Source organism: Amycolatopsis ruanii (assembly GCF_003385175.1).
Lineage (GTDB): Bacteria > Actinomycetota > Actinomycetes > Mycobacteriales > Pseudonocardiaceae > Amycolatopsis_E > Amycolatopsis_E thermalba.
Map to the genome: position 1 here is coordinate 1 of NZ_PQHY01000046.1, position 23121 is coordinate 23121.

22 protein-coding genes are annotated in these 23121 nt (G+C 72.2%); 13 read left to right on the forward strand and 9 right to left on the reverse strand.

Annotation, left to right across the window (positions count from 1 at the left end; translation table 11 throughout):
* Positions 1–60 precede the first annotated feature (60 nt).
* Positions 61–876, forward strand: a complete 816-nt coding sequence (locus D0D28_RS22695; protein WP_233157105.1) for a M23 family metallopeptidase — start codon at positions 61–63, stop codon at positions 874–876.
* Between the two features lie 19 nt (positions 877–895).
* Here D0D28_RS22695 and D0D28_RS22700 read toward each other — a convergent pair whose 3' ends face one another.
* Entirely contained in the window at positions 896–1138 is a 243-nt protein-coding gene (locus D0D28_RS22700; protein ID WP_116112171.1) for a hypothetical protein, read from the reverse strand.
* Positions 1139–1703: 565 nt separating this feature from the next.
* Positions 1704–4109 carry a DNA helicase PcrA gene (pcrA, locus tag D0D28_RS22705; protein WP_116112173.1) on the reverse strand — a complete coding sequence of 802 codons (2406 nt, stop codon included), beginning with the start codon at positions 4107–4109 and terminating at the stop codon, positions 1704–1706.
* Positions 4110–4219: 110 nt separating this feature from the next.
* Between pcrA and D0D28_RS22710 the strand changes: the two genes are divergently transcribed.
* The 7 genes from D0D28_RS22710 to D0D28_RS22740 all read left to right on the forward strand — a co-directional run bounded on the left by D0D28_RS22710 (position 4220) and on the right by D0D28_RS22740 (position 10568).
* Positions 4220–4606 carry a DUF1707 SHOCT-like domain-containing protein gene (locus D0D28_RS22710; RefSeq protein ID WP_116112176.1) on the forward strand — a complete coding sequence of 129 codons (387 nt, stop codon included), beginning with the start codon at positions 4220–4222 and terminating at the stop codon, positions 4604–4606.
* 166 nt (positions 4607–4772) lie between these two features.
* Positions 4773–5078: a chorismate mutase gene (locus D0D28_RS22715; RefSeq protein WP_094003982.1), complete on the forward strand. Its 306-nt coding sequence runs from the start codon at positions 4773–4775 to the stop codon at positions 5076–5078.
* Between the two features lie 65 nt (positions 5079–5143).
* Positions 5144–5449, forward strand: a complete 306-nt coding sequence (locus D0D28_RS22720) for a hypothetical protein (RefSeq protein ID WP_094003981.1) — start codon at positions 5144–5146, stop codon at positions 5447–5449.
* 342 nt (positions 5450–5791) lie between these two features.
* Positions 5792–6823, forward strand: coding sequence for a hypothetical protein (locus D0D28_RS22725; protein ID WP_094004036.1), 1032 nt, complete (start codon positions 5792–5794; stop codon positions 6821–6823).
* A gap of 163 nt (positions 6824–6986) precedes the next feature.
* Positions 6987–7829 (forward strand): hypothetical protein, encoded by an 843-nt coding sequence (locus tag D0D28_RS22730; RefSeq protein ID WP_116112178.1) that lies wholly within the window; start codon positions 6987–6989, stop codon positions 7827–7829.
* Positions 7830–8013: 184 nt separating this feature from the next.
* Positions 8014–9543, forward strand: a complete 1530-nt coding sequence (locus D0D28_RS22735) for a serine/threonine-protein kinase (protein WP_116112181.1) — start codon at positions 8014–8016, stop codon at positions 9541–9543.
* Positions 9544–9623: 80 nt separating this feature from the next.
* Complete coding sequence (locus D0D28_RS22740; RefSeq protein WP_116112184.1) at positions 9624–10568, forward strand: serine/threonine-protein kinase; 945 nt, start codon at positions 9624–9626, stop codon at positions 10566–10568.
* 244 nt (positions 10569–10812) lie between these two features.
* On the opposite strand, the gene D0D28_RS22745 is transcribed toward D0D28_RS22740, so the two are convergent.
* On the reverse strand, positions 10813–11715 hold the full coding sequence (locus D0D28_RS22745; protein ID WP_116112186.1) for a LysR family transcriptional regulator: 903 nt from the start codon (positions 11713–11715) through the stop codon (positions 10813–10815).
* Positions 11716–11798: 83 nt separating this feature from the next.
* Between D0D28_RS22745 and D0D28_RS22750 the strand changes: the two genes are divergently transcribed.
* Positions 11799–12719: a DMT family transporter gene (locus tag D0D28_RS22750; RefSeq protein WP_116112251.1), complete on the forward strand. Its 921-nt coding sequence runs from the start codon at positions 11799–11801 to the stop codon at positions 12717–12719.
* On the opposite strand, the gene D0D28_RS22755 is transcribed toward D0D28_RS22750, so the two are convergent.
* Positions 12677–13351 (reverse strand): response regulator, encoded by a 675-nt coding sequence (locus D0D28_RS22755; protein WP_094003976.1) that lies wholly within the window; start codon positions 13349–13351, stop codon positions 12677–12679. The genes D0D28_RS22750 and D0D28_RS22755 overlap by 43 nt on opposite strands.
* On the reverse strand, positions 13348–14697 hold the full coding sequence (locus D0D28_RS22760; RefSeq protein ID WP_116112188.1) for an ATP-binding protein: 1350 nt from the start codon (positions 14695–14697) through the stop codon (positions 13348–13350). The genes D0D28_RS22755 and D0D28_RS22760 overlap by 4 nt, the downstream gene beginning before the upstream one ends.
* A 114-nt stretch (positions 14698–14811) precedes the next feature.
* Between D0D28_RS22760 and D0D28_RS22765 the strand changes: the two genes are divergently transcribed.
* Positions 14812–16074, forward strand: a complete 1263-nt coding sequence (locus D0D28_RS22765) for a PspC domain-containing protein (RefSeq protein ID WP_116112254.1) — start codon at positions 14812–14814, stop codon at positions 16072–16074.
* Complete coding sequence (locus D0D28_RS22770; RefSeq protein WP_094003973.1) at positions 16067–16312, forward strand: hypothetical protein; 246 nt, start codon at positions 16067–16069, stop codon at positions 16310–16312. The genes D0D28_RS22765 and D0D28_RS22770 overlap by 8 nt, the downstream gene beginning before the upstream one ends.
* A 130-nt stretch (positions 16313–16442) precedes the next feature.
* On the opposite strand, the gene D0D28_RS22775 is transcribed toward D0D28_RS22770, so the two are convergent.
* The 3 genes from D0D28_RS22775 to D0D28_RS22785 all read right to left on the reverse strand — a co-directional run bounded on the left by D0D28_RS22775 (position 16443) and on the right by D0D28_RS22785 (position 19200).
* Positions 16443–16964, reverse strand: a complete 522-nt coding sequence (locus tag D0D28_RS22775; RefSeq protein ID WP_162831157.1) for a hypothetical protein — start codon at positions 16962–16964, stop codon at positions 16443–16445.
* A gap of 35 nt (positions 16965–16999) precedes the next feature.
* Complete coding sequence (gene guaA / locus D0D28_RS22780) at positions 17000–18559, reverse strand: glutamine-hydrolyzing GMP synthase (protein ID WP_116112194.1); 1560 nt, start codon at positions 18557–18559, stop codon at positions 17000–17002.
* Positions 18560–18792: 233 nt separating this feature from the next.
* The gene (locus D0D28_RS22785) at positions 18793–19200 is read right to left on the reverse strand and encodes a DUF4345 domain-containing protein (RefSeq protein ID WP_116112197.1); all 408 of its coding nucleotides are present in this window, start codon (positions 19198–19200) and stop codon (positions 18793–18795) included.
* Between the two features lie 68 nt (positions 19201–19268).
* Between D0D28_RS22785 and D0D28_RS22790 the strand changes: the two genes are divergently transcribed.
* The gene (locus D0D28_RS22790; RefSeq protein WP_116112199.1) at positions 19269–19850 is read left to right on the forward strand and encodes a TetR/AcrR family transcriptional regulator; all 582 of its coding nucleotides are present in this window, start codon (positions 19269–19271) and stop codon (positions 19848–19850) included.
* A 66-nt stretch (positions 19851–19916) separates the two neighbouring features.
* Complete coding sequence (locus D0D28_RS22795; protein ID WP_116112202.1) at positions 19917–21362, forward strand: aldehyde dehydrogenase family protein; 1446 nt, start codon at positions 19917–19919, stop codon at positions 21360–21362.
* On the opposite strand, the gene D0D28_RS22800 is transcribed toward D0D28_RS22795, so the two are convergent.
* On the reverse strand, positions 21334–23067 hold the full coding sequence (locus D0D28_RS22800; protein WP_094003969.1) for an FAD-dependent oxidoreductase: 1734 nt from the start codon (positions 23065–23067) through the stop codon (positions 21334–21336). The two genes, D0D28_RS22795 and D0D28_RS22800, sit on opposite strands and share 29 nt — an antisense overlap.
* Positions 23068–23121 lie beyond the last annotated feature (54 nt).

Below are 23121 nucleotides of genomic sequence, written 5' to 3' on the forward strand. Positions count from 1 at the left end.
CACCGGGATCCCCCGCCCGGCGCCCGCTGTCTGACCCCCCGAGTAACGGAAGGCCTCGACTTGGCTCGATACCGCTCCCCCGGCGGCCAAGCTCCTTCCCCGGCACTCGATGACGACGCTCTGGACGGCGCCGTCGTCCGGGTCCGGGGCGCTCACCGGCTCCCCGCGCCCTCGTCGGCGCTGCGTGGCCGGGTCGTGGTCGCCGCCGTCGCGGCCGGCGCGTTCGCCGCGGCCGCCGCGGGACAGACGCTCCAAGCCGTACAGACTTCCGACGCCGGCGTGACCCCTCTGGCCAACGCCGAGGACGCCAGCGCGTCGTTCGCCGTCGGTGGTGACGCCCCCACCGGCGCTCCCGAGATCCTTCCCGCGGCCAACTTCACGGACGCCTCGGCCGAGGTGCAGCGCCTCACCGACAGCGAGAACGTCACGATGGCCCGCCAGGCCCGCGACGCCGAGGCCGCCCGCATCGCCGCCGAAGAGGCCGCTCGCCCGAAGACCTGCGCGCCCGCGAAGGGCACCTACACCTCCGGCTTCGGCGCCCGCTGGGGCACCAGCCACTACGGCATCGACATCGCCAACTCGATCGGCACCCCGATCTACGCCGCCTCCGACGGCGTGGTGATCGAGGCCGGCCCCGCCAGCGGCTTCGGCCTGTGGGTGAAGATCCAGCTGGAGGACGGCACCGTCCAGGTGTACGGCCACATGAACAGCTACTCGGTGCGCGAGGGCCAGAAGGTCAAGTGCGGGCAGAAGATCGCCGAGATCGGCAACCGCGGCCAGAGCACCGGCCCGCACCTGCACTTCGAGGTCTGGCTCAACGGCGTCAAGAAGGTCGACCCGCGCAGCTGGCTCGCCGCCCGCGGCGTGTACCTCTGACGGCCCCTCCCGCGCTCGTTCACGGCCGCACGAAGTAGGCCACCGCGACCTGCCAGACCGTGCACAGCCTCCGCGACGTGCGCCGGCACAGCACGCACCGTCCATCGGGCCCGCCGTGCCGCTCCAGGAGCGCCTGCCAGGCTCCGAGTACGACGAGCGCCTCCGCGGCCGGTAATGCCCCGTCGCGAGCCGCACGCGCGACCATGCGCTCGATGCGCTCCAGGACGGCTGCTCGCACGTACGGGAACCACTGCCTGCCCACACCATGACCTCCCGAGGGTTCGAACTTTCGTTCGAGACAGGTATAGCGGAGGGGTCTGACAGTTTTGGGTTGGTTGGGGCTCGATGATCGCCCGATCGAGTTAGTGGGGCGTGGGGAGTGGCCGGTGCGGGGGGCGAGAACGCCGTGCGCGCGATCCGGCTGAGGGCTGGAGATGGTGGGCGCCGGAAGTGGCCTCGGAGTGGAGGTGCGCCGGGGCGGTGCGGGCCGTGATCGCACCGGCGGCCTCAGCCGGTGCACCGGTGGCGCACAAGCGAACGGCCCGCTGGCGAGCAGCGGATGCAGCTTCGCCGTCGGAGCCCAGCGAGCGGCGGCTACAGCTTCATCGCCACGCGCGGCGAGCGGCGATGAAGCTATAGCCGCACCCTCAACACCGGCTGGGGCAGATTTGCCGCACCAGCGAACGGGCAGCCGCACGAACCGGCCCACCGCCGAGCGGCGGCTGCGGCCGCAGCCTCCACGCCCCGGCGAGCGGCGCCTGCGGCCGCCCCCTCCGCGCCCCGGCGAGCGGCCACAGCCGCGCCCTCCGCAGCCGGGCACACAGCGGCTACAGCTTCACCATCGGCACGCTGCCGATCAGCATCAGCTTCACCTTGCCGGCACTGCCGAAATCGATCGTCGCCGTGGCGCGGGGGCCCTCGCCGGAGGCTTCGACCACCGTGCCCAGTCCGTACTTGTCGTGGTTGACCCGGTCGCCCACCTCGAGCTTCAGCGCGACCGTGTTCTGCCAGCCCTTGAACGGCGTCGACCGCATGCCGCGGGCCGCGATGCCGGCCTGCGCGGAGTCCTCGCCGAAGCGCGACCGCCGTCCCCACGTCGTCGCGGCGCGCGGTGAGCCGAAGGACGGCTCGGCGGCCGACGACGGCTCCTCGCGGCGCCAGTCGAGCAGCTCGGCGGGCACCTCGTCGAAGAACCGGGACGCCGGGTTCGTCATCGGCTGCCCCCACGCCGACCGGGTGATCGCCCGGCTCAGGTACAGCCGCTGCCGCGCCCGCGTGATCGCCACGTACGCCAGCCGCCGTTCCTCCGCCAGCTCGGCCGGCTCGCCCAGCGCACGCAGGTGCGGGAAGACACCGTCCTCCCAGCCCGTGCAGAACACCACCGGGTACTCCAGCCCCTTGGCGGTGTGCACGGTCATCAGCGTGACCACGCCCGAGTCCTCTTCCGCACCGTCCTCGTCCGGGCTCGGCACCGAATCCGCGTCCGCGACCAGCGACACCCGCTCCAGGAACGCGGGCAGCGAGCCCGGTTCGGGCACCCCGGCGTCGTCCTCGGCGAGCGGCGCCATCTCGGCCGCCTGCTCCGCGAACTCGCGCGCGACCGTGATCAGCTCGGTCAGGTTGTCCACCCGCGAGGCGTCCTGCGGGTCGTCGGACTCCTCCAGCTCGGCCCGGTACCCGGTGCGCTCCAGCACGGCTTCCAGCACGTCCGCGACCTCGGCGCCACCGTCGACCAGCTCGATCAACCCGTCGAGCAGCTCCACGAACCCGGCGATCGCCTTGGCCGACCGCGGGTTGAGCAGCGCCACCCGGCCCGCCGCGGCGTCGCGCAACGCGGCCGCGAAGGAGATCCGCTCGCGCTCGGCGTGCGTGGCCACGCACGCCTCGGCCCGCTCGCCGATGCCCCGCTTGGGCACGTTCAGGATCCGCCGCAGGCTGACCGTGTCCTCCGGGTTGGCCAGCACCCGCAGGTAGGCCAGCGCGTCCCGCACCTCGCGCCGCTCGTAGAACCGGACGCCGCCGACCACCCGGTAGGGCAGCCCGAGCCGGATGAAGATCTCCTCGAACACCCGCGACTGGTTGTTCGTGCGGTAGAAGACCGCGACGTCGGAGTACTTCGCCTGGCCCTGGTCGACCAGCGCGTCGATCTCGCCCGCGACGAAGGCCGCCTCGTCGTGCTCGTTGTCGGCGACGTACACGCCGATCTTCTCGCCGTCGCCGGAGTCGGTCCACAGCCGCTTGTCCCGCCGGTTCGGGTTGCGCGCGATGACCGCGTTGGCCGCGGACAGGATGGTCTGGGTGGAGCGGTAGTTCTGCTCCAGCAGGATCGTGCGGGCGTCCGGGAAGTCCCGCTCGAACTCCTCGATGTTGCGGATCGTGGCGCCGCGGAAGGCGTAGATCGACTGGTCGGCGTCACCGACCACGCACAGCTCGGCCGGCTCGACGCCGGACTCGCTGGTCGCGGTGCCGACCAGCTCCCGCACCAGCGTGTACTGGGCGTGGTTGGTGTCCTGGTACTCGTCGACCAGGACGTGCCGGAACCGGCGGCGGTAGTGCTCGGCCACGTCGGGGAAGGTCTGGAACAGCTCGACCGTGCGCATGATCAGGTCGTCGAAGTCGAACGCGTTGGCCAGCCGGAGCCGCCGCTGGTACTCGGTGTAGACCTCGGCGACGCGGCGCTCCAGGTCGTTGGACGCCTTCGCGGTGGCGTCCTCCGGGTCGGCCAGCTCGTTCTTGTGGTTGGAGATGTGCACGGCCAGCGCGCGGGCCGGGTAGCGCTTGGGGTCGATGTCCAGGTCGCGCGCCACGAGCGTGACCAGGCGCCGGGTGTCGTCGGCGTCGTAGATCGAGAAGTTCGACGACATGTCCAGCGTCTTGGCCTCGCGGCGCAGCAACCGCACGCACATCGAGTGGAACGTGGAGACCCACATCGCGTTCGCCCGCCTGCCGACCAGTTCGCTGACGCGCTCGCGCATCTCGGCCGCGGCCTTGTTGGTGAACGTGATCGCCATGATCTCGCCGGGGTGCACGCCGCGCTCGGCCAGCAGGTAGGCGATCCGGCGGGTCAGCACCCGGGTCTTGCCCGACCCGGCGCCCGCGACGACCAGCAGCGGCGCCCCGGCGTGCGTGACCGCCTCCCGCTGCGCGGGGTTGAGGTCGGCGAGCAGATCGGCGCCGCGGCCCGGCGCGGGGCGCGCGGGCGGCTCGGCGGGGAGGTCGAACAGGGTGCTCATCGGTTCTCCACGCTACTCGGGGGCACTGACGGTTTACCGCGCCGGACGTACCGCCAGGTGTCGACGGCGGACGGACGCGCGAGGCGCTCGCCGCGCGGAGGATCGACGACATGACCACACCATCGACCCGGATCCGCGCCGGGGACCAGGACCGGGAGCGCGTGGCGACCCGGCTGCAGGAGGCGAGCGGCGAGGGCAGGCTGACCCTAGGCGAAGCCGAAGAGCGGCTCGCGGCCGCCTACGCCGCGACCTACGTCGACGAACTGACCGCGCTCACGCGCGACCTACCGGAACCAACGCCGCCGCGGCCGCCGCGCTTCCCACGACCGCTGCAGGTGCACGCCGCGGTCGTGGCCGTGCTGTCCGCGCTGCTCGTGGTCCGGTTCGCGGTGTCGGACGCGGAGTTCTTCTGGCCGGTGTTCCCGGTGTTCTGGCTCGGCGTGAGCCTGCTCGCACACGCGGCCGTCCGCGGCCGGGGACGAGTTGTGCCATACTGATCTCGTGCAGCACCACGCGTACCGATTTTTCTACGGGATCCGGACTCCGGCTCCCGTGATCGCGTAGGTGCCCACACCACCGTCACCACAAGCCCCGGAGTCCGCGGACCCGGGGCTTTCGTCGGCTTCGGGGCCGTGCGGGTCCGGAAACCGACCGGAGGGCCCGATGAACGCACGCACGAATGAGAAGGACAGCTCGCCGGAGACCTCGGGCGAACCCGTCGCTTCGGCCGAGGAGATCGCCGAGCTGCGCAAGGAGATCGACTGGCTCGACTCCGAGATCCTGCGGCTCGTCAAGCGCCGGGTCGAGGTGTCCCAGACGATCGGCGCCGCGCGGATGGCCGCGGGCGGCACCCGCATCGTCTACAACCGCGAGATGGACGTGCTCGCCCGCTACCGCGAACTCGGCCCGGACGGCCGCCAGCTCGCGATGGCGCTGCTGAACCTGGGGCGCGGCCGGCTCGGCCGCTGAAAAATCGTCCGATTTCCGGGGCTTCCCGGAGGTCCGGTGGCTCGGCGGACGGGCACACTGGAGACATGATTAACGTCATCGCGGTCATCATCGCGATCGCCAGTGTGCTCGCCTCGCTAGCCCATGTGGGTTACTTGGCACTGCTGAACAACGCGGCGAACAAGCGGGCCGGCGGCGCGCCGGTCGCGCAGTACGTCCGCGGCCGGTGGGCGCTCGCCGGGGGAACCTCCGCCGCGGCGCTGCTCGCGTGGCTGTTCACGTCGGGTGGCACCGGAATGGACATCCTCGCGATCATCGTCGCCGCGGGCAGCGGCGCAGTCGCCACCAAGGCCCTCCAGTCGACCCAGGCGCGCTACCGAAGCGGTGGGTGACGGGAACGCCGACGCCCCAACAGAGTGAACTTGCGGGCTCACGCTTTGACAACAGCCGCGGGCTCCTACTCTTGAGGGCGTGGAACGGCCCAGATTCGGCACCACGCGCCCGGCGACAGGTCGTGCGCGTGCAGACGAACGTGCACCCGCACATGCACGGCCTGCTCCATTCGGTCGAATCGGCCTTCCTCCGGCGTCAGAGGACGCAGAGGGCGGTGTCCACACGGCATGACACGCGGGGCCGAATTCACGGAAAGCTCTCGTTCCCGGACCGGCCGGCACCGCCGTGGCGCCGGAACCTGGACCCCGGTCGTCCCGGCGAACCAGCCGGCCGTCCGGCGGGTGCCGCAACCGTTCGACGCACCCGCCCGCGGTTCCCTGCCGCTGACCGAACGCATCCCGGACACCCGGCCCTGCGCCGAGGTGTTCCCCTCCGCGCACGGTGAGCTCCCCGTTCCCCCGCCCCAGCCGGTGCAGGCGAGCCCGGCCGGGCGGCGACCCCAGCGCACCAAGGTCAAGCTGACCCCGCCGCGCAACCGCGACGCCGAGGACACCGACGTGCGCGTGTACGAGGCGGCGCCGGTCACCGGCCTCGGCTCCTTCGACCTCGGCAACGTGCCGGCCTCGGTGACCCCGCCGCGCAGCTGGCGCAAGGCCGCCTGGTTCGCCACCGCCTCCTCGGGCGGCGTCGTCGTCGCGCTGATGTTCGCCGGCTCGGCGTTCGTCGCGAAACCGGCGCCCGACCAGGCGGGCGGCGGGTGGGTCCCGGGCCTCGGCGGCGGCGTGCCCACGCTGTCCGGCGAGCAGCTCGCGCCGCCCACCGGAGGCGGCGCGCAGGGCGACTCCGCCGGCAGCACGTCCCCTGACGACGTCCCGGTGGCGGGCACGACCAGCGTCCAGCCGACCGAGAGCGCGGGCGTGCGGGCTCCCAGCCCGAGCACGGTCCGCGAGACCTCCACCGCCGGTGGCCCCACCAGCGGCTCGGCCACACCGACGCCGACCACCAGCTCGGTCCCGCGCAAGCCGCCGCCCTCCCCCGCGCCCTACGAGGCCGACCCGTACCGGTTCACCGTGTACGCGGACGAGGACCCGAAGACGCTGGCCAGCACCTCGCAGAGCTACCTCGACACGGTCACCGAGAACCCCGAGGCGGCCGCCTCGATGACCAGCGGCGAGCTGCGGCAGGAGGGTCCGCAGGGGCTGGCGCGCAAGTACGCGAACGTGGCGTACTTCCAGGTCAAGCACATCCGCGTGCACCAGTACGACGGCAAGACGGTGTGCACCGTGCAGACCGTCTACAAGGACGGCACCCAGGTCACCGAGCAGCGCACCCTCGAGTTCTCCGGCGACAAGATCACCAGCGACGGGGCCTGACCAGCACGTTGGTCCAGGTGGGTGACGGCAACTGCCGTTCGTCGTGCCCGGGTGCCCCTCCACCGATCGGGGGTGGCCGGTAACGCGGTACCGGGGTTCGCTGATGAACAGCTAGACACCCCCGGCGAGTCCCCCCGAGACGGAAGATCCAGACGACAGGTCCATGAGAGTCGCACACGAACGGCGTCGCGCCATCCGCACGCCGGACGCACTCCGCGTCGAGGAGCTGATCTCCCCCGAGATCCTCGACAACGAGATGGTCGACCGCGAGTACCTCACGCAGGTGTTCCGCGAGCCGCGGAAGTACCTGCCGCCCCCGCGCGTGCGGACCCGGACCGAACCGCGGCGGGAACCGGAGAGCCGGGGCGCGAAGCTCGCCAAGCTCACCGGGCTGACCATGGCCGGCACGCTGCTCGTCGGCGCGGTCGTGGCGTCGTCGCTGCTCAGCCGGGGCCGCGACCAGTCGGCCGCGCCGGCCAGCTCCGCCACGCCGCAGATCACCGGCGCGGCCGCGCTCGGCGGGTTCGCCTCCGGGGGCGCCCCGGACGAGCAGCACGGCGGTCGCACCCCCGGCCACCCCCAGCTGAACCTCGCGCCGGCCGCCCAGGTGCCGGTGACGCAGACCCAGGCACCCGCGGCCGGGGTGACGAGCGCTCCCGAGGGCTCCGCCGCGCCGACGACGACCACCCCCGAGCTGACCGACGCGGAGAAGCTGGCGGTGGTCAACGAGTTCTACCGGCGGGTGGACTCCGCGCCGGAGAAGGCGCTGGACCTGCTCAGCCCGGCACTGGCCGGTGAGGAGGCCGGTGACCTGGTGCGGGCCTGGAGCACCATGCGCCAGGTCGAGGTGACGCAGGCGGACGTCCAGCCGGACGGGTCGGTGCTCGCCGTGGTGCTGATGCGCCGCGACGACGGCACGCGGCTGCGCGTCACCCAGCAGCTGGGTCTCGACGAGGCCGGACGCAGCATCTCGGAGGCGGTCCTGCTGGCCGCCGAGGAGCTGTAGCGCCGCCATAGCAGGCGTGGCCCGGGCCGCCCCAGACAGTGCCGGATGCATGCGCGCAGAGTGAGCACCCTAGCCTTGACTGAACGGATCTGGCCCACCCCGGCCTACGGGCCGAGCTACGTGCATAGGCTCCCAGACGTGCGGCACTGCGTCGCGCCCTGAAACAGCCCCCGAAGGAGGTCGCGTGAGCGACGAGGGTCGCCTGGTCGCCGGCCGGTACCGGATCGAACGGCGAATCGGCTCCGGCGCCATGGGCGCCGTGTGGCAGGCGCACGACGACGTACTCGGTCGCGCCGTCGCGATCAAGCAGTTGCTTCTGCAACCGGGGCTGGACCAGCACGAGGCCGAGGACGCCAAGCAGCGCACCATGCGCGAGGGGCGCATCGCCGCCCGTCTGCACCACCCGAACGCCATCTCCGTGTTCGACGTCGTCACCGACGACAACGGCCACCCGTGCCTGGTGATGGAGTACCTGCCCTCGACCAGCCTGGCCGAGCTGCTGCGGGACCGGAAGACGCTGCCGCCGCGCGAGGTGGCGCGCATCGGCGCCCAGATCGCGGCCGCGCTCAAGGAGGCGCACGCGGTCGGGATCGTGCACCGGGACATCAAGCCGGGCAACATCCTGCTCGCCGACAACGGTGTGGTGAAGATCACCGACTTCGGCATCTCGCGCGCCAAGGACGACGTCACGGTCACCAAGACCGGCATGATCGCCGGCACCCCCGCCTACCTGGCGCCGGAGGTCGCGATCGGCGGCGACCCCGGTCCGGAGGCCGACGTGTTCTCCCTGGGCTCCACGCTGTACGCCGCGTGCGAGGGCCAGCCCCCGTTCGGGCTGAGCGAGAACACCCTGAGCCTGCTGCACGCGGTCGCCGCGGGGCAGATCAACCCGCCGCGGCAGTCCGGTCCGCTGGCGAGCGTGCTGGCCGTGCTGCTGCACCCCGAGGTCCAGCACCGCCCGACCGCCGCCGAGGCCGAGGAGCTGCTCGCCGCCGTGGCGCGCGGTGAGACGCCGCTGGGCGGGCCGGACGACGAGACCCAGTTCTCGCCCTCCGGCGGGGCGCTCGCCGGTGGCGCGCTGGCCGCCGGTGCGCTGGGGGCAGCCGCGGGCGCGGGTGCCACGCGAGCCTTCCGGGGCGACGACCTGGGCGCGCACTCCGGCACGCTGGCCGGCGGCGCGAGCGACCAGTTCTACGACGAGTACGACGACTACGCGGACCCGTACGGCAGCACAGCCGCCTACCCGACGGACGACTACGACCGCCAGGGCGGGACGCGCGCGGTGCCCGCCGGGTACGACGGCTACGACGACGAGCCCCGCCCGGCGGCGGAGGAAGCGGACGAGAAGCGGGGCAAGTGGAAGGTGCCGGCCGCGATCGGCGCCGTCGTGGTGGCCGGCCTCGTGGCGCTCGGCATCTGGCTGTTCAGCCAGCCGGACCACGCCACGAACACCACCGAGACCAGCCCGCCGGTGCTGCCGCCGCCGGTGACCAGCTCGTCGGTCGAGACGACGGAGAGCTCGACGCCCACCGTGACGCGGTGGAGCGAGAGCAACGAGCAGACCCGGCCCTCCTCTTCGCGCCGCAGTTCCGTGGAGGAGACCTCGACGCCGCGGACCTCGTCACCCAGCAAGTCGAGCCCGACGAAGACCCCGACCTCCTCGTCCAGCGAGGAAGAAGAGCCGAGCACTGGGGCCACCTCGCCAACCCAGTAAGTCGACTGCCGGAAACGTTCAGGATCGGCCAGTAGGGTGGTGGGTGACTATCCGACACGCCGGGACGACGAGAGGGTGTAGTGGGTACTGAGGGCGCACTCGTCGGCGGCCGGTACCGGTTGGACCAGCCGATCGGTCGTGGCCGCGCCGGAATCGTGTGGCTGGCGTACGACACGCAGCTGAACCGCACGGTGGCCGCGAAGAAGATGCCGGTCGCGCCGGGGCACAGCGAGCAGTCGATCGCCGCCGCGCTGGACGAGGGCCGCGCGGCGATGCGGATCCAGCACAACTGCGCCATCGGCGTGTACGACGTGCTGCGTGACGGGGCGAACCCGTGGGTCGTCATGGAGTACGTGCCCTCGCGCAACATGGCGGACTTCCTCGCCGAGTACGGCACGCTCACGCCCGAGCAGACCGCGTTCCTGGGCATCCAGCTCGCGTCCGCGCTGGCCGCGGCGCACCGGGCCGGTGTCGTGCACCGCGGGCTGGAGCCGGGCAACGTGCTGCTCGCCGACGACGGCGGCGTCAAGGTCACCGACATCGGGTTCACCGGCGCCGGGTTCAACCCCGCCTACCGGGCGCCGGAACTCTCGCGCGGCGCGACCGCCGCACCGGCCACCGACGCGTTCTCCCTCGGGGCGACGCTCTACACGGCGGTCGAGGGCGTGCCGCCCTACGGCGACCACGGCGGCGGCTCGCTGCGGCAGCCGGAGAAGGCCGGCGTGCTCGCGCCCGCGTTGATGAAGCTGCTGCGCGAGGACCCGCTGAGCCGCCCCACGCTGGGCGACAGCATCACCTCGTTCCAGGCCATCACGCAGGGGCGGCAGACGGCGTTCATCCCGCCGACCGCGCCCGCCCTGCCGACGGTGCCCGCGTTCCGGCCGCAGACGCCGCCGCCTTCGCCGCCGAAGGAGCCGATTGTGCGGATTTCGCCGGTGCGGGTGCGGCAGTTGATTTTGGCGACCATGGCTGTGCTCGTTGCGGCGGCCATTGGGATCGGGGTTACTCAGCTTTTGTTCTTGTGAGCTGGGTGGGCGCTACGCGCGTATCTACTGCGTCGGCTTCGCTTCGCTACGCCCGGATTTGCCCCTCCCGAACCCGATCTTCAATTGTTCGGTTGCCGAGAAGCGGCGTCAAGGCTGGAAAGAGTACCTTGACCCCGCTGCTCGGCAACCGATTTGGCTGGGGATCGGGTTGCGGGAGAGGGGGTGGCTCGTGGGGGTGGTGCGTTGCGTTGCCGGGTGGCGGTTCGTGCTGTGGGGTTGTGCTTTATGCGGCGACGTCCGTTCTTGTCTCCTTGAGCACCTTCAGTAGGTGGCGGAGCGCTGGCTGGTCGCGTGAGCGGGTGGATACCGCGGCGTGGATCGGGCGGATGGGTTCCGGGTTGCGGATTCGCCGGACCACCGCGCCGGGTTGGGGGGCGCCCAGGCCCAGCACCGGGACCAGGCTGATGCCCAGCCCCGCCGCGACGAAGCCCTGCGCGGTGGCGTAGTCCTCGCACTCCATGACGAAGTTCGGCACGAAACCGGCGGCCCCGCAGGCGGCCATGAGCACGTCCCGGCACGGGCCGGGTACGCCCTCGTTGTTGATCCACGGCTCGTCGGCCAGGTCGGCCAGGTCCACGACCCTCTTGCGGGCCAGCGGGTGGCTCTTCGGCAGCGCCACGCGGTACGGGTCGTCGAACAGGTGGTACAGCTCGACGCCCGGCTTCGAGTACGGGCCGGCGAACACCACGATCGCCACGTCGGCGTCGCCGTTTTCCACCTGTGGCAGCGCGTCCACGGGTTCCAGGAGCCGCAGGTCCAGCTGCACGCCCGGGTACTCGGCCCGCAACGCCGCCACCGCGGGCGGTACCAGCGACGCGCCGGCCGTCGCGAAGTAGCGGATCGCCAGGCGGCCCGTCCGGCCCGCCTTCAGGTCCGCCAGCTCCGACTCGGCCTTGGACAACTGCGCGCACACGACCTCGGCGTGCTGGGACAACAACGCGCCGGCCGGGGTGGGCCGCACCCCGCGGCCGACCCGCTCCAGCAGCGCGGTACCCGCCTCGCGCTCCAAAGTGGACAACTGCTGGCTGATCGCGGACGGGGTGTAGCCGAGGTTGCGGGCGGCCGCGCTGATCGACCCGCTGGACACCACGGCCCGCAGCACCTGCAACCGGCGGACGTCGAGCATGCCCCGAGAATACAGTTCTGCTTACAGCAGCGTGTAGATAATTTCGCTTGTTCTTACAGATCGCCGGCGCGATCGTGAAGGTCGTGGCCGAAACGAAAACTCTGCTGCGCCTGGCCGCGCTGGCACTCATGTGGGGATCGAGCTTCCTGTGGATCAAGATCGGGCTGCAGGCGTTCACGCCGGTCCAGATCGTGCTCATCCGCACCGCACTGGGCAGCGCGGTGCTCGTCGGGCTCTGCTACGCCGCCCGGGACCGGCTCCCGGCCGGACGGCGGATCTGGACGCACCTGCTGGTCGCCGCGCTGTTCCACAACGCGCTGCCGTTCCTGCTGTTCGCGATCGGCGAGCAGACCGTCAGCTCCGGCGTCACCGGCGTGCTGAACGCGACCACCCCGCTGTGGACGCTGCTCATGGCCGTGCTGATGGGCGTCGAACGGCGGCTCGACCCGCCGAAGCTCACCGGGCTGCTCGCCGGGCTCGTCGGCACCGTGCTGATCTTCGCGCCCTGGCAGGAGTCCGGTCTGCTCAGCTGGGGTGCGCTGGCCTGCCTCGCCGCCGCGGTGAGCTACGGGTTCGTCTTCGTCTACGAGGGCAAGCACCTGTCCGGCACCGGCTCGTCGCCGGTCGCGCTGGCCGGCGCGCAGATGACCGCGGCGACCGGGTTCACGCTGCTCGCCATGCCCGCCGGTGGCACCACGCCGGTGCACCTGTCCGCCGGTCCGGTGATCGCCGTGGTGATCCTCGGGGTGTTCTCCACCGGGTTCGCGTTCGCGCTGAGCTACCGCCTGCTGGCGACCGAAGGCGCGGTCACCGCCTCCACCGTCGGCTACCTGCTGCCCGTCGTGTCACTGGCGCTCGGCGCGCTCTTCCTCGGCGAGGACCTGAACCCGCGGATCCTCGCCGGGGTCGCGGTCGTGCTCGCCGGGGTCGCCCTGACGCGCGTGCGGCGCCGCGTCCTGGTTCAGACCAGCCTGCGGTCCGAGGCCCAGCGGGAGAGCTCGTAGCGGTTGGACAGCTGGGTCTTGCGCAGGACGCTCGACACGTGCGTCTCGACGGTCTTCACCGAGATGTACAGCTCCGAGGCGATCTCCTTGTAGGCGTAGCCCCGCGCGAGCAGGCGCAGCACGTCCCGCTCGCGCGGGGTCAGCAGGTCCAGCTCGGGGTCGCTGATCGGCGCCGAGCCCGGCCGGTCGGCGAACGCGTCCAGCACGAAACCGGCCAGCCGCGGCGAGAACACCGCGTCGCCCTCGGACACCCGCGCGATGGCCCGCACCAGCTCCTTCGACGAGATGGTCTTGGTGACGTACCCGCGGGCGCCGGCGCGGATGACCGCGATGACGTCCTCGGCCGCGTCGGACACCGACAGGGCCAGGAACACGACGTCGGGCAGGTCGGTGCGGACGCGGCGGAGCACCTCCGCACCACCGCCGTCGGGCATGTGCACGTCGAGCAGCACGACCTGCGGTTTCGTCCGGGCGATCCCGGCGACCGCCTCGGCGACCGAGCCGGCCTCGCCCACCACCCGCACCTCGTCGGTGATCGAGTCCAGTTCGGTGCGCACCCCGGCCCGGAACAGCGCGTGGTCGTCGACCAGGAACACGCTGATGGGGGCCTTCGGCTGCGGTGTCTCGCTCAACGCGTCCCTCCAGATTCGGCTTTCACCGGCATTTCCAGCTGCACCTCGGTGCCGTCCCCGGGCGCCGTGCGCAGCCGTACCGTGCCGCCGTTGCGCTCCATCCTCCCCCGGATGGAGTCCGCGAGGCCATGCCGGTCCTCCGACACGGTCTCCGGGTCGAAGCCCTTGCCCCGGTCCCGCACGAACACGGTGACCCCGGTGGGCTCCACCTCGGCGTACACGCTCACCTCGTCGACCCCCGCGTGCTTGGCCGCGTTGACCATCGCCTCACGGGCCGCCAGCACCAGCGCGGTGAGCCGCTCGTCCAGCTGCGCGTCGCCGACCACCACCTGCGACACCGAGATCGCGAACGTGTCCTCGACCTCGCCGCAAGCGGTCGCGACCGCCCTGGAAAACACAGTCAACTGGTCCTTACCCTCCTGCTTCGGCGTGCCGTAGCCGGACGGGCCGTAGAGCCAGCCACGCAGCTCGCGTTCCTGGCTGCGTGCCAGGCGGGCGACCTCCTTCGGCGACTCCGACTGCTTCTGGATCAGCGCCAGGGTCTGCAGGACCGAATCGTGCAGGTGCGCGGCGATCTCCGCGCGCTCCTCGGTGCGGATGCGGGCCCGGCGCTCCTCCCCCAGGTCGCGGCCCATCCGCAGCCAGAACGGCACGGTCAGCACCGCCACCCCGACCAGCGTCGCGAGCACCGCGAGCAGCGCGAACTGCACCTGGTCGAGCGATCCGGTGCGCAGCACGACGACACCGATCCCGGTGATCACCAGCGCGACGCCGGCCAGGATCCGGATCGCCGCCGACCACCCCCCGCCGCCGAGCACCATGCCCGCGACACCCGAGCGCGCCCCGTCCCGCCATCGGCGGCGCTGCGACTCGTCGGCCTCCCGCCACACGACCGCGGCGCCGACCAGCGCCAGCGCGAGCGGCACCGCGACCCAGCCGTTGATCGCGCCGGTGAGGGCGCCACCGGCGACCAGCAGGCCGATGCCCAGGATGACCAGGCCGATCGCCTGCTGCTTCTCCTTCGGCGTGGCCGGCGTCTCGGTCTCCTCGCGGCGCCGCTGCGGCACGAACACCCACAGCAGCCCGTAGGCCACCAGACCGGCCCCGCCGAACGCCGCCAGTATCGCGAACGTCGCGCGCACCCAGAGCACCTTGATGCCGAGGTGGTCGGCCAGACCGGAGGCGACCCCCGCCACCACCCGGCTGGACCGGCGCCGGTACATCTTGGGCCGCTCGTCGGCCTCCGTCACCGCGCTCCCGGCGGCCGGCACCACCGCCGCCTCGCCCGGTGGGCGCGGCAGCGGCATACCGGTCTCGGTCCGCGGCTTCTCCTGCACGTGATCCATGGTTCTGCCATGGTCACACGCCCGCAAGGCACGATTCATCCGGGAAAACCCCGGGGATCGCGGCCGCGGCAAACTCAGGGTCGTTCCCCGATGTGCGTGCGGCCCGGCTCCCGCATGCTGGGCACCATGAACGACACGGCAGAGGCTCCGAAACCGCATGGCCTGGGCGGTTTCGAGGAGACCGTGAAGGACTTCTGGGCCAGCCGCCCGCGCCGTCCCACCCGGGGCGGCAAGATCGGCGGTGTCGCGGCGGCCATCGGCAACCGGTACGGCATCGATCCGGTGATCGTGCGGGTGGCGTTCGTGACGGCGACCGTGTTCGGCGGGGTCGGCGCTTCGCTGTACCTGCTGTGCTGGCTGCTGTTCCCGGCCGAGGGCGACGAGGTGTCGCCGGTCGAGTCGCTGTTCGGGCAGGGCCGCAGCTCGATGTCCAAGCACCTCACGATCGTGCTGGGCATCCTGTTCTTCCCGCTGTCCAGCTGGGCGTTCGCCGGTGGCTGGTTCAACGGGGGCGGCATCATCGGGGCGGCGATGATGGTCACCGCGCTGTACCTGCTGCACCGCGGGCGCGGGCACCTCAACCGGCCGGTGCCGGTGACGCCCGCGGCCACCACGGTCGGTCCCGCGGCGTTCTCGATGAGCGCGCCGGGCACCACCGAGCGGGCCGAGTCCGGGTGGGACCCGCTGGGCGCGGACCCGATGGCGTGGGACCTGCCGGACCCGGTTCCGCCGCCGGCCTCGCCGCCGCCGCGTCCGCCGCGCGCGCCGCGGCGGACGAGCAAGATCGGTGTCGCGACCTTCGGCATCGCGCTGCTGGTCGCCGGGGTCGGCGCGGCGATCGGTTCGTCCGGTGAGGCATGGTTCTCGCCGCAGCACGTCATCGGCCTGGTGCTCGGGGTCCTGGGCGTCGGGATGGTGGCCGGTGCGTTCGCCGGCGGCGGCCGCAAGCTGGCCGTGCTGGCGGTGCCGCTGTCGATCGTGGGCGTCGCGTTGACCACCATGCCGGTCGGCGACTACTCCGGCGGGATGGGCGACCTGCGGGTCACGCCGGCGACCGCGGCCGAGGTGCTGCCGAGCTACCAGCGCACAGCCGGGACGGTCGACCTGGATCTGACCAGGCTGCCCGCGGACGTGCCGGTGCGGACCGAGGTGCACCTCGGCGCGGGCGACACGACGGTGCGCGTGCCGGCGACGGCGGACGTCACCTACACGTGCGTGTCGCAGTTCGGTGAGGCGAACTGCTTCGGCCGCCAGACGAGCGGGGTCGGGGCCGCTCCGATCACCGGGGTGGACTACGGAACGGACGGTCCGGGCGGGCTGCAGCTGACGCTGACGGCCGACCAGGGCGTCGGGACGCTGGAGGTGCGTCGTGGCTGAGCGGGAGAACCCGTACTCCTACGACACGGAGACGCCCGCGGAGCCGGAGCGCCGCCGCGGGGTCGACGTCTTCACGCTGATCATCGGCATCGCGACGCTGCTGGTCTCGGCGTACGTGTTGTCCGACGGCGCCACCTGGCTACCCTCCTTCGACCTGAAGTGGGTGCTGGCGGGCGGCGCGGTGCTCGTCGGGGTGCTGATGCTGGGGGCGTCGATGCGCGGAGGCCGGCGGGACTGAGCCGGTCGTTGCCAGGCCAGGGAAAGGGAGCCGTTCGCGGCTCCCTTTTTCGTCACCAGGTGAGCATCCAGAAGCCGACGCCGGAGGCCGCCGGCGATGATGGAGCCGCTGCCGTCCCCCGGTTTCCCGATCACCAGTACTGGAAGCCGACGGTGCCCCGGCCGCGCGGCCAGTGCAGACCGAGGAATTCGACCGTGTCGGCCCGGAGATCGGTCTGGTAGGAATCGACCGGCTTCTCGACGGCCTCCGGCCGGGCGCCCAACGGAACCACCTCGATGGCGCCGCGCTGCTGGTCGACGAGCACGAAGCTCCGCGGCGCCTGCCCCTCGGCGACCGTCTCCCAGCGCTCCCGATAGTGCCCCTTGCGGGTGCGGTAGTACCAGTGCCGCCGGACGCGGTAGCCGTACCAGACGCAGGGCGTCTTGCTGAGTTCCGCGGTCACCAGGCCTCCCGCGCCCAGCTGCGCGTCGCCGACCACCTCGGTGATCCGGCGGAAGCCGCCCTCGGGACGTGGCCGCGGGACCATCCGCCGCAGCTGCTCCAACTGCGCGACGGACAGGGTCGGGGTGGCGGCCATGGTCCGCACCGGCGCGCCCGCCTTCCGCGCGCGGCGGAACAGCACCGCCGCCACGACGATCAACGCGATGCCCACCAGCAGCACGTCGCCCCCGGGTCAGTGGTTCCGGATCACTCCCACTCGATGGTGCCCGGCGGCTTGCTGGTCACGTCCAGCACGACCCGGTTGACCTCGGGAACCTCGTTGGTGATGCGGGTGGAGATGCGTTCCAGCACGTCGTAGGGCAGGCGGGTCCAGTCGGCCGTCATGGCGTCCTCGCTGGACACCGGGCGCAGCACGACGGGGTGACCGTAGGTGCGGCCGTCGCCCTGGACGCCGACGCTGCGGACGTCCGCGAGCAGCACCACCGGGCACTGCCAGATGTCGCGGTCCAGGCCGGCCGCGGTCAGCTCCTCGCGGGCGATCCCGTCGGCGGCGCGCAGCGTCTCCAGCCGGTCCGCGGTGACCTCGCCGATGATCCGGATGCCCAGGCCGGGCCCGGGGAACGGCTGCCGGTGCACGATCGTCTCCGGCAGGCCCAGCTCCAGCCCGACGCGGCGGACCTCGTCCTTGAACAGCAGCCGCAGCGGCTCGACCAGCTCGAACTGCAGGTCCTCGGGCAGGCCGCCGACGTTGTGGTGGCTCTTGATGTTGGCCGCGCCGGTGCCGCCGCCGGACTCGACGACGTCCGGGTACAGCGTGCCCTGGACGAGGAAGCGGTAGTCGCCCTCGGCCTTGAGGTCGCGCTCGGCCTGCTCGAAGACGCGGATGAACTCGCGGCCGATGATCTTGCGCTTCTGCTCCGGGTCGGTGACGCCGGCCAGCGCGTCGAGGAAGCGCTCGCGGGCGTCGACGGTCACCAGGTTCACGCCGGTGGCGGCGACGAAGTCGCGCTCGACCTGGGCGCGCTCGCCGCGGCGCAGCAGGCCGTGGTCGACGAAGACGCAGGTGAGCCGGTCGCCGATGGCGCGCTGGGCCAGCGCGGCGGCGACGGCGGAGTCGACGCCGCCGGACAGGCCGCAGATCGCGCGGCCGTCCTCGCCGATCTGCTCGCGGATGCGGCCGATCTGCTCCTCGACGATCGAGGCGGTCGTCCACTGGGGCTTGATGCCGGCGATGTCGTGCAGGAACCGGCGCAGGACCTCCTGGCCGTGCGGCGAGTGCAGGACCTCGGGGTGGTACTGGACGCCGGCGATGCGGTCGTCGGTGTTCTCGTAGGCGGCGACCGGGGCGCCCTCGGAGGTCGCGGTGACCTTCGCGCCCGCGGGGGGTTTGGTGACGCTGTCGCCGTGGCTCATCCACACCTGGTGCCGCTCGGGCAGCTCGCGGTGCAGGACGCCGCCGTCGGCCGGGATGTGCACCTCGGTGCGGCCGTACTCGCGGTTGCCGGTGGCTTCGACGGTGCCGCCGAGCGCCTGGGCGAGGACCTGGAAGCCGTAGCAGATGCCGAAGATCGGGACGCCGGACTTGGCCAGCGCGGGGTCCATGCCGGGCGCGTCGGGCGAGTAGGCGCTGGCCGGGCCGCCGGACAGGACGATCGCGGAGGGGTTCTTGGCGAGGATCTCGTCGACCGACGCGGTGTGCGGCACCACCTCGGAGTAGACCTGGGCCTCGCGGACCCGGCGGGCGATCAGCTGCGCGTACTGCGCGCCGAAGTCGACGACGAGCACCGGACCGCTCGGATTGGACACCGGACCTCCATCAGGACGACGTGTGTCTCCCATCGTCCCAGGTGGGCTCGGTCACGTGCGCCCGGGGACGGGGTTCTTCGAGACTGGGGGCCGGTGCGGCGGTCGCCTCTCGGCGAAAGGTCCGAACAGGGCTCCGGGCGAACCGGTGTTCCCTGACGGTGAAGGGTGAGGCCCGGGGGACACGGACCGCACCGACCAGCTCGTACAACAGGGGCGGCGCGGCGGGTATTCCATCACCGGGGTCGTGCCGGTTCCGCGCCGGCCCGCGCCTTCTCGTCCGCCGCGGCCAGCCACAGGAACACCGGCGGCAGCGCGACCTCGACCGCCGTCAGCGCCAGCTGGAACCACTGCGGCCACCCGTGCACGGCCAGTGACACCAGCCGGCCGGCGGCGCCGAGCCAGAAGATCACCGCGAGCCATCGGACCGCGGAAGCCGGGATCGGCACCCGCCGCGCGGCCCAGATCCACGCCAGCCCGTACCCGAAGAACAGCGCGCCGTAGAAGCGTTCCCGGCTGTCCACCGTCGCTCCCGCGCCCCCCTCGCCGGGGACCGACGCGATCCCGCCGACGAAGTGGAACACCCCGATCGCCGCGCAGACGACGCCCATCACCAGCATCAGCCACTTCAACGCCCGAGCCATGTCAACCCCTTAGTAGACGTGTATCTACTAAGCCCTACTAGTAGACGAATGTCAAGTAACGTGGGGGCGTGACCGCACGCCGCCGCCTCACTCCCGCCGCCCGTCGCGCGGAACTCCTCGACGTCGGCGCGCGCCTGTTCGCGGCCAAGCCGTACGACGAGGTCTTGATGGAGGACATCGCCGACGAGGCCGGCGTCTCCCGCGCGCTGCTGTACCGCTACTTCCCCACCAAGCCCGGCCTGTTCGCCGCCGTGTACCGGCAGGCCGCGGACAACCTCCTGTCCCAGGCGCGCTTCGAGTCCGGCGCGTCGATCCCGGACCAGATCTCGGCCGCACTCGAAGCCCACTTCGACTACTTCGCGGCTCACCGCAACACCGTGCTGGCCGCCAACCGGACCCTCGCCGGTGACCGCGGGGTGCAGGCGGTCATCGACGACGAGCTGACCGTTCTCCGCGAACGCGTGCTGGACGCGGCCCGGCTCCCCGACGAGGTCCGCGGCGTCGTCTCCGCGATCGTGCTGAGCTGGCTCACCTTCGTCCGCACCCTGTGCGTGGAATGGCTCACCACCGGGTCGGTCACCCGCGAGCAGTTGCACGACATCTGCCTCGGCGCGCTCCTGGGTGCGCTCCGGGACGTCGTGGAGCTCTGAGTAACCCGATCGGGTAGCCCGCGCCGACCGCGAAACCACGCTCCGTCAGGCGCCTAAGTTGTTGTCATGGACACCATCACGCCGGAACCGCGGCCGGCCTGGATCGCCGGCCGGGCGGAGCAGGGGACGGCCACCCTGGACGTGCATCACCCGTTCGACGGCAGCGAGGTGGCGACCGTCGCAGTGCCGGAGGCGGATCAGATCGAGCGTGCGGTGGCCGCCGCGGTCGCCGTCGCGCCGAAGCTGCGCCGGACACCAGCGCACGTCCGGGCCGCCGCGCTGGACCACACCTCGCAGCAACTCGCCGCGCGCGCCGAGGAACTCGCCGAGCTGATCACCGCCGAGAACGGCAAGCCGCTCAAGTGGGCCGAGGCCGAGGTGCGCCGCGCGGTCAACGTCTTCCGCATCGCCGCCGAGGAGGCCCGCCGCTTCTCCGGCGACCTGCAGCGCCTGGACACCGACACCGCGGGCGAAAACCGCCTGGCCATGGTCCGCCGGATCCCGCGCGGCCCGGTCCTGGGCATCGCGCCGTTCAACTTCCCGCTCAACCTCGTCGCCCACAAGGTCGCCCCCGCGCTCGCCGTCGGCGCCCCGATCATCGTCAAGCCCGCCCCGCGCACCCCGCTGTCCGCGCTGGTCCTGGGCGAGATCCTGGCCGAGACCGACCTGCCGGCGGGCGCGTTCTCGGTCCTGCCCCTCGGCAACGAGGACACCGCGAAGCTGGTCGCCGACCCGCGCCTGCCGGTCGTGTCGTTCACCGGCTCCGGCCCGGTCGGCTGGTCGCTGGCCGAGGCCGCCCCGCGCAAGCACGTCGTCCTCGAACTGGGCGGCAACGCGGCCGCGGTCGTGCTCGGCGACTGGCCCGACCTGGCGGGCGCGGCCCAGCGCATCGCGACCTTCGGCAACTACCAGGCCGGCCAGTCGTGCATCGCGGTGCAGCGGGTCCTGGTCGAGCGCTCGGTGGCCGACGAGTTCATCCCCGCGCTCGCCGAAGCCATCGGCGCACTGCGCACCGGCGACCCCTACGACTCCACTGTGGACGTCGGCCCGGTCGTCGACGAGGCCGCCGCGGAGCGGATCGTGGCCTGGGTGGACGAGGCCGTCGCCGCCGGCGCCAAGCTCCTGGCCGGCGGCTCGCGCCAGGGCGCGACCGTCGAGCCGACCCTGCTCACCAGCGTCCCGGCCGACACCAAGGCCTGGTCGGAGGAGATCTTCGGCCCGGTGCTGGCCGTCTCCGTGGTGGACGACGCCGACGAGGCGTTCGCCGCGGTCAACGCCTCCGCCTACGGCCTGCAGGCCGGTGTCTTCACCCGCGACGTCCGCCTCGCCTTCCGCGCCTCCGCCGAACTCGAGGTCGGCGGCGTGATCATCGGGGACGTGCCGTCCTACCGCGCCGACCAGATGCCCTACGGCGGGGTGAAGGGCTCCGGGGTGGGCCGGGAAGGCGTGCTCGCCGCCATGCACGACCTCACCGAGGAGCGGGTCACCGTGTTCGCCGGGATCGACCTGTAGACACCAGCGGCAGTCGGAGGGCGGCCGGCGCGTCGGCCGGGACCGCCGGGTTCTTCGGCGCGACCGGCTTGATCCGCCGGTAGCCCTTCGACTGGTCCGGCCGCTGGTCCGCCTCGCCCTTGTTGGGCCAGAACGAGAACGCGCGCTCGGCCTGCGCGGTGATGGTCAGCGACGGGTTCACGCCGAGGTTCGCGGTGATCGCGGTACCGTCCACGATGGACAGTCCGGGGTAGCCGAACACCCGGTGGTACGGGTCGATCACCCCGTCCTCGGGGCTGGTGCCGATCGGCGCGCCGCCGATGAAGTGCGCGGTGAGCGGGATGTCGAAGACCTCGCCCCAGGTGCCGCCCGCGGTGCCGTCGATGTGCTTGGCGGTCAGCTCGTTCGCCTGGTGGCCGGCCGGGATGAACGTCGGGTTCGGCTCGCCGTGGCCCTGCTTCGACGTGTACTTGCGCCGCCCGAACAGGCCGCGCCTGGTGTAGGTGGTGATCGAGTTGTCCAGGCTCTGCATCACCAGCAGGATCACGGTCCGCTCGCTCCACCGGTACCCGTTGAGCAGCTTCGCGCTCTGCACCGGGTGCCTGGCCAGGAACCGCACCGCCTGCAGCCAGCGCGGCGTCGGCACCGAACCGTCGGTGGCGATCGTCTGCAGCAGGCTCATCGCGTTGCTGCCCTTGCCGTAGCGCACCGGCTCGATGTGGGTGGACTCGTCGGGGTGGAACGACGACGTGATCGCCACGCCCTTGCTGAAGTCGCGCTCCGGGTCGACGGTCGGGCGGCCGGCGCCGATGATGGCCTCGGAGTTGGTGCGGGTCAGCTCGCCCAGCCGCGGCGACAGCCGGGGCAGCACGCCCTGGTCGCGCATCTCGTGCAGCAGCCGCTGCGTGCCCCAGGTGCCCGCGGCGAGCACGACCCGCCCGGCGGTGAGCGTGGTGCGGAACCGCTTCGACCTGGTGCCGGTCTTGCGCACGTCGACCTCGAACGAGCCGTCCCCGCGCGGGCGGACAGCGGTGACCGTGGTCAGCGGGATGACCTGCGCGCCGCCCTGTTCGGCGAGGTACAGGTAGTTCTTGACCAGCGTGTTCTTCGCGCCGACCCGGCAGCCGGTCATGCACGAGCCGCACTCGGTGCAGCCCGTCCGCTCCGGCCCGGCCCCGCCGAAGTACGGGTCGGGCACCCGCTGCCCCGGCTTGTCGAAGAACACCCCGACCGGCGTCGGGTGGTAGCTGTCGGCCACGCCCATGTCGGCGGCGACCTTCTGGATGACCTCGTCCGACGGCGTCACCGTGGGGTTCGTGACCACCCCGAGCATCCGGCTCGCCTGGTCGTAGTACGGCGCCAGCTCGGACTCCCAGTCGGTGATGTGCGCCCACTGCTTGTCCTGGTAGAACGGCTTGAGCGGCCGGTACAGCGTGTTGGCGTACACCAGCGACCCGCCGCCGACCCCGGCGCCGGCCAGGATCATCACGTCGCGGAGCAGGTGGATCCGCTGGATGCCGAAGCAGCCCAGCGCCGGCGCCCACAGGTAGCGCTTGAGGTCCCAGGACGTCTTGGCGAACTCGTCGTCGGCGAACCGGCGGCCCGCCTCCACGACGGCCACCCGGTAGCCCTTCTCGGTCAGCCGGAGCGCGGCGACGCTGCCGCCGAACCCCGATCCGACCACGATGACGTCATAGTCAGCCGCATTGCTGTTACGCGAGGTCACAGGTAAAGCGTAACCACCACCACAGGGTTCTGACCAGTAGTAAGTTACCGATCA

Coding starts and splice junctions, on each gene's coding strand:
- pcrA (WP_116112173.1), bottom strand. CDS start 4,109: ATGAGCACCCTGTTCGACCTCCCCGCCGAGCCGCCCGCGCGCCCCGCG.
- D0D28_RS22710 (WP_116112176.1), top strand. CDS start 4,220: ATGACCACACCATCGACCCGGATCCGCGCCGGGGACCAGGACCGGGAG.
- D0D28_RS22715 (WP_094003982.1), top strand. CDS start 4,773: ATGAACGCACGCACGAATGAGAAGGACAGCTCGCCGGAGACCTCGGGC.
- D0D28_RS22720 (WP_094003981.1), top strand. CDS start 5,144: ATGATTAACGTCATCGCGGTCATCATCGCGATCGCCAGTGTGCTCGCC.
- D0D28_RS22730 (WP_116112178.1), top strand. CDS start 6,987: ATGAGAGTCGCACACGAACGGCGTCGCGCCATCCGCACGCCGGACGCA.
- D0D28_RS22745 (WP_116112186.1), bottom strand. CDS start 11,715: ATGCTCGACGTCCGCCGGTTGCAGGTGCTGCGGGCCGTGGTGTCCAGC.
- D0D28_RS22760 (WP_116112188.1), bottom strand. CDS start 14,697: ATGGATCACGTGCAGGAGAAGCCGCGGACCGAGACCGGTATGCCGCTG.
- D0D28_RS22765 (WP_116112254.1), top strand. CDS start 14,812: ATGCTGGGCACCATGAACGACACGGCAGAGGCTCCGAAACCGCATGGC.
- D0D28_RS22785 (WP_116112197.1), bottom strand. CDS start 19,200: ATGGCTCGGGCGTTGAAGTGGCTGATGCTGGTGATGGGCGTCGTCTGC.
- D0D28_RS22795 (WP_116112202.1), top strand. CDS start 19,917: ATGGACACCATCACGCCGGAACCGCGGCCGGCCTGGATCGCCGGCCGG.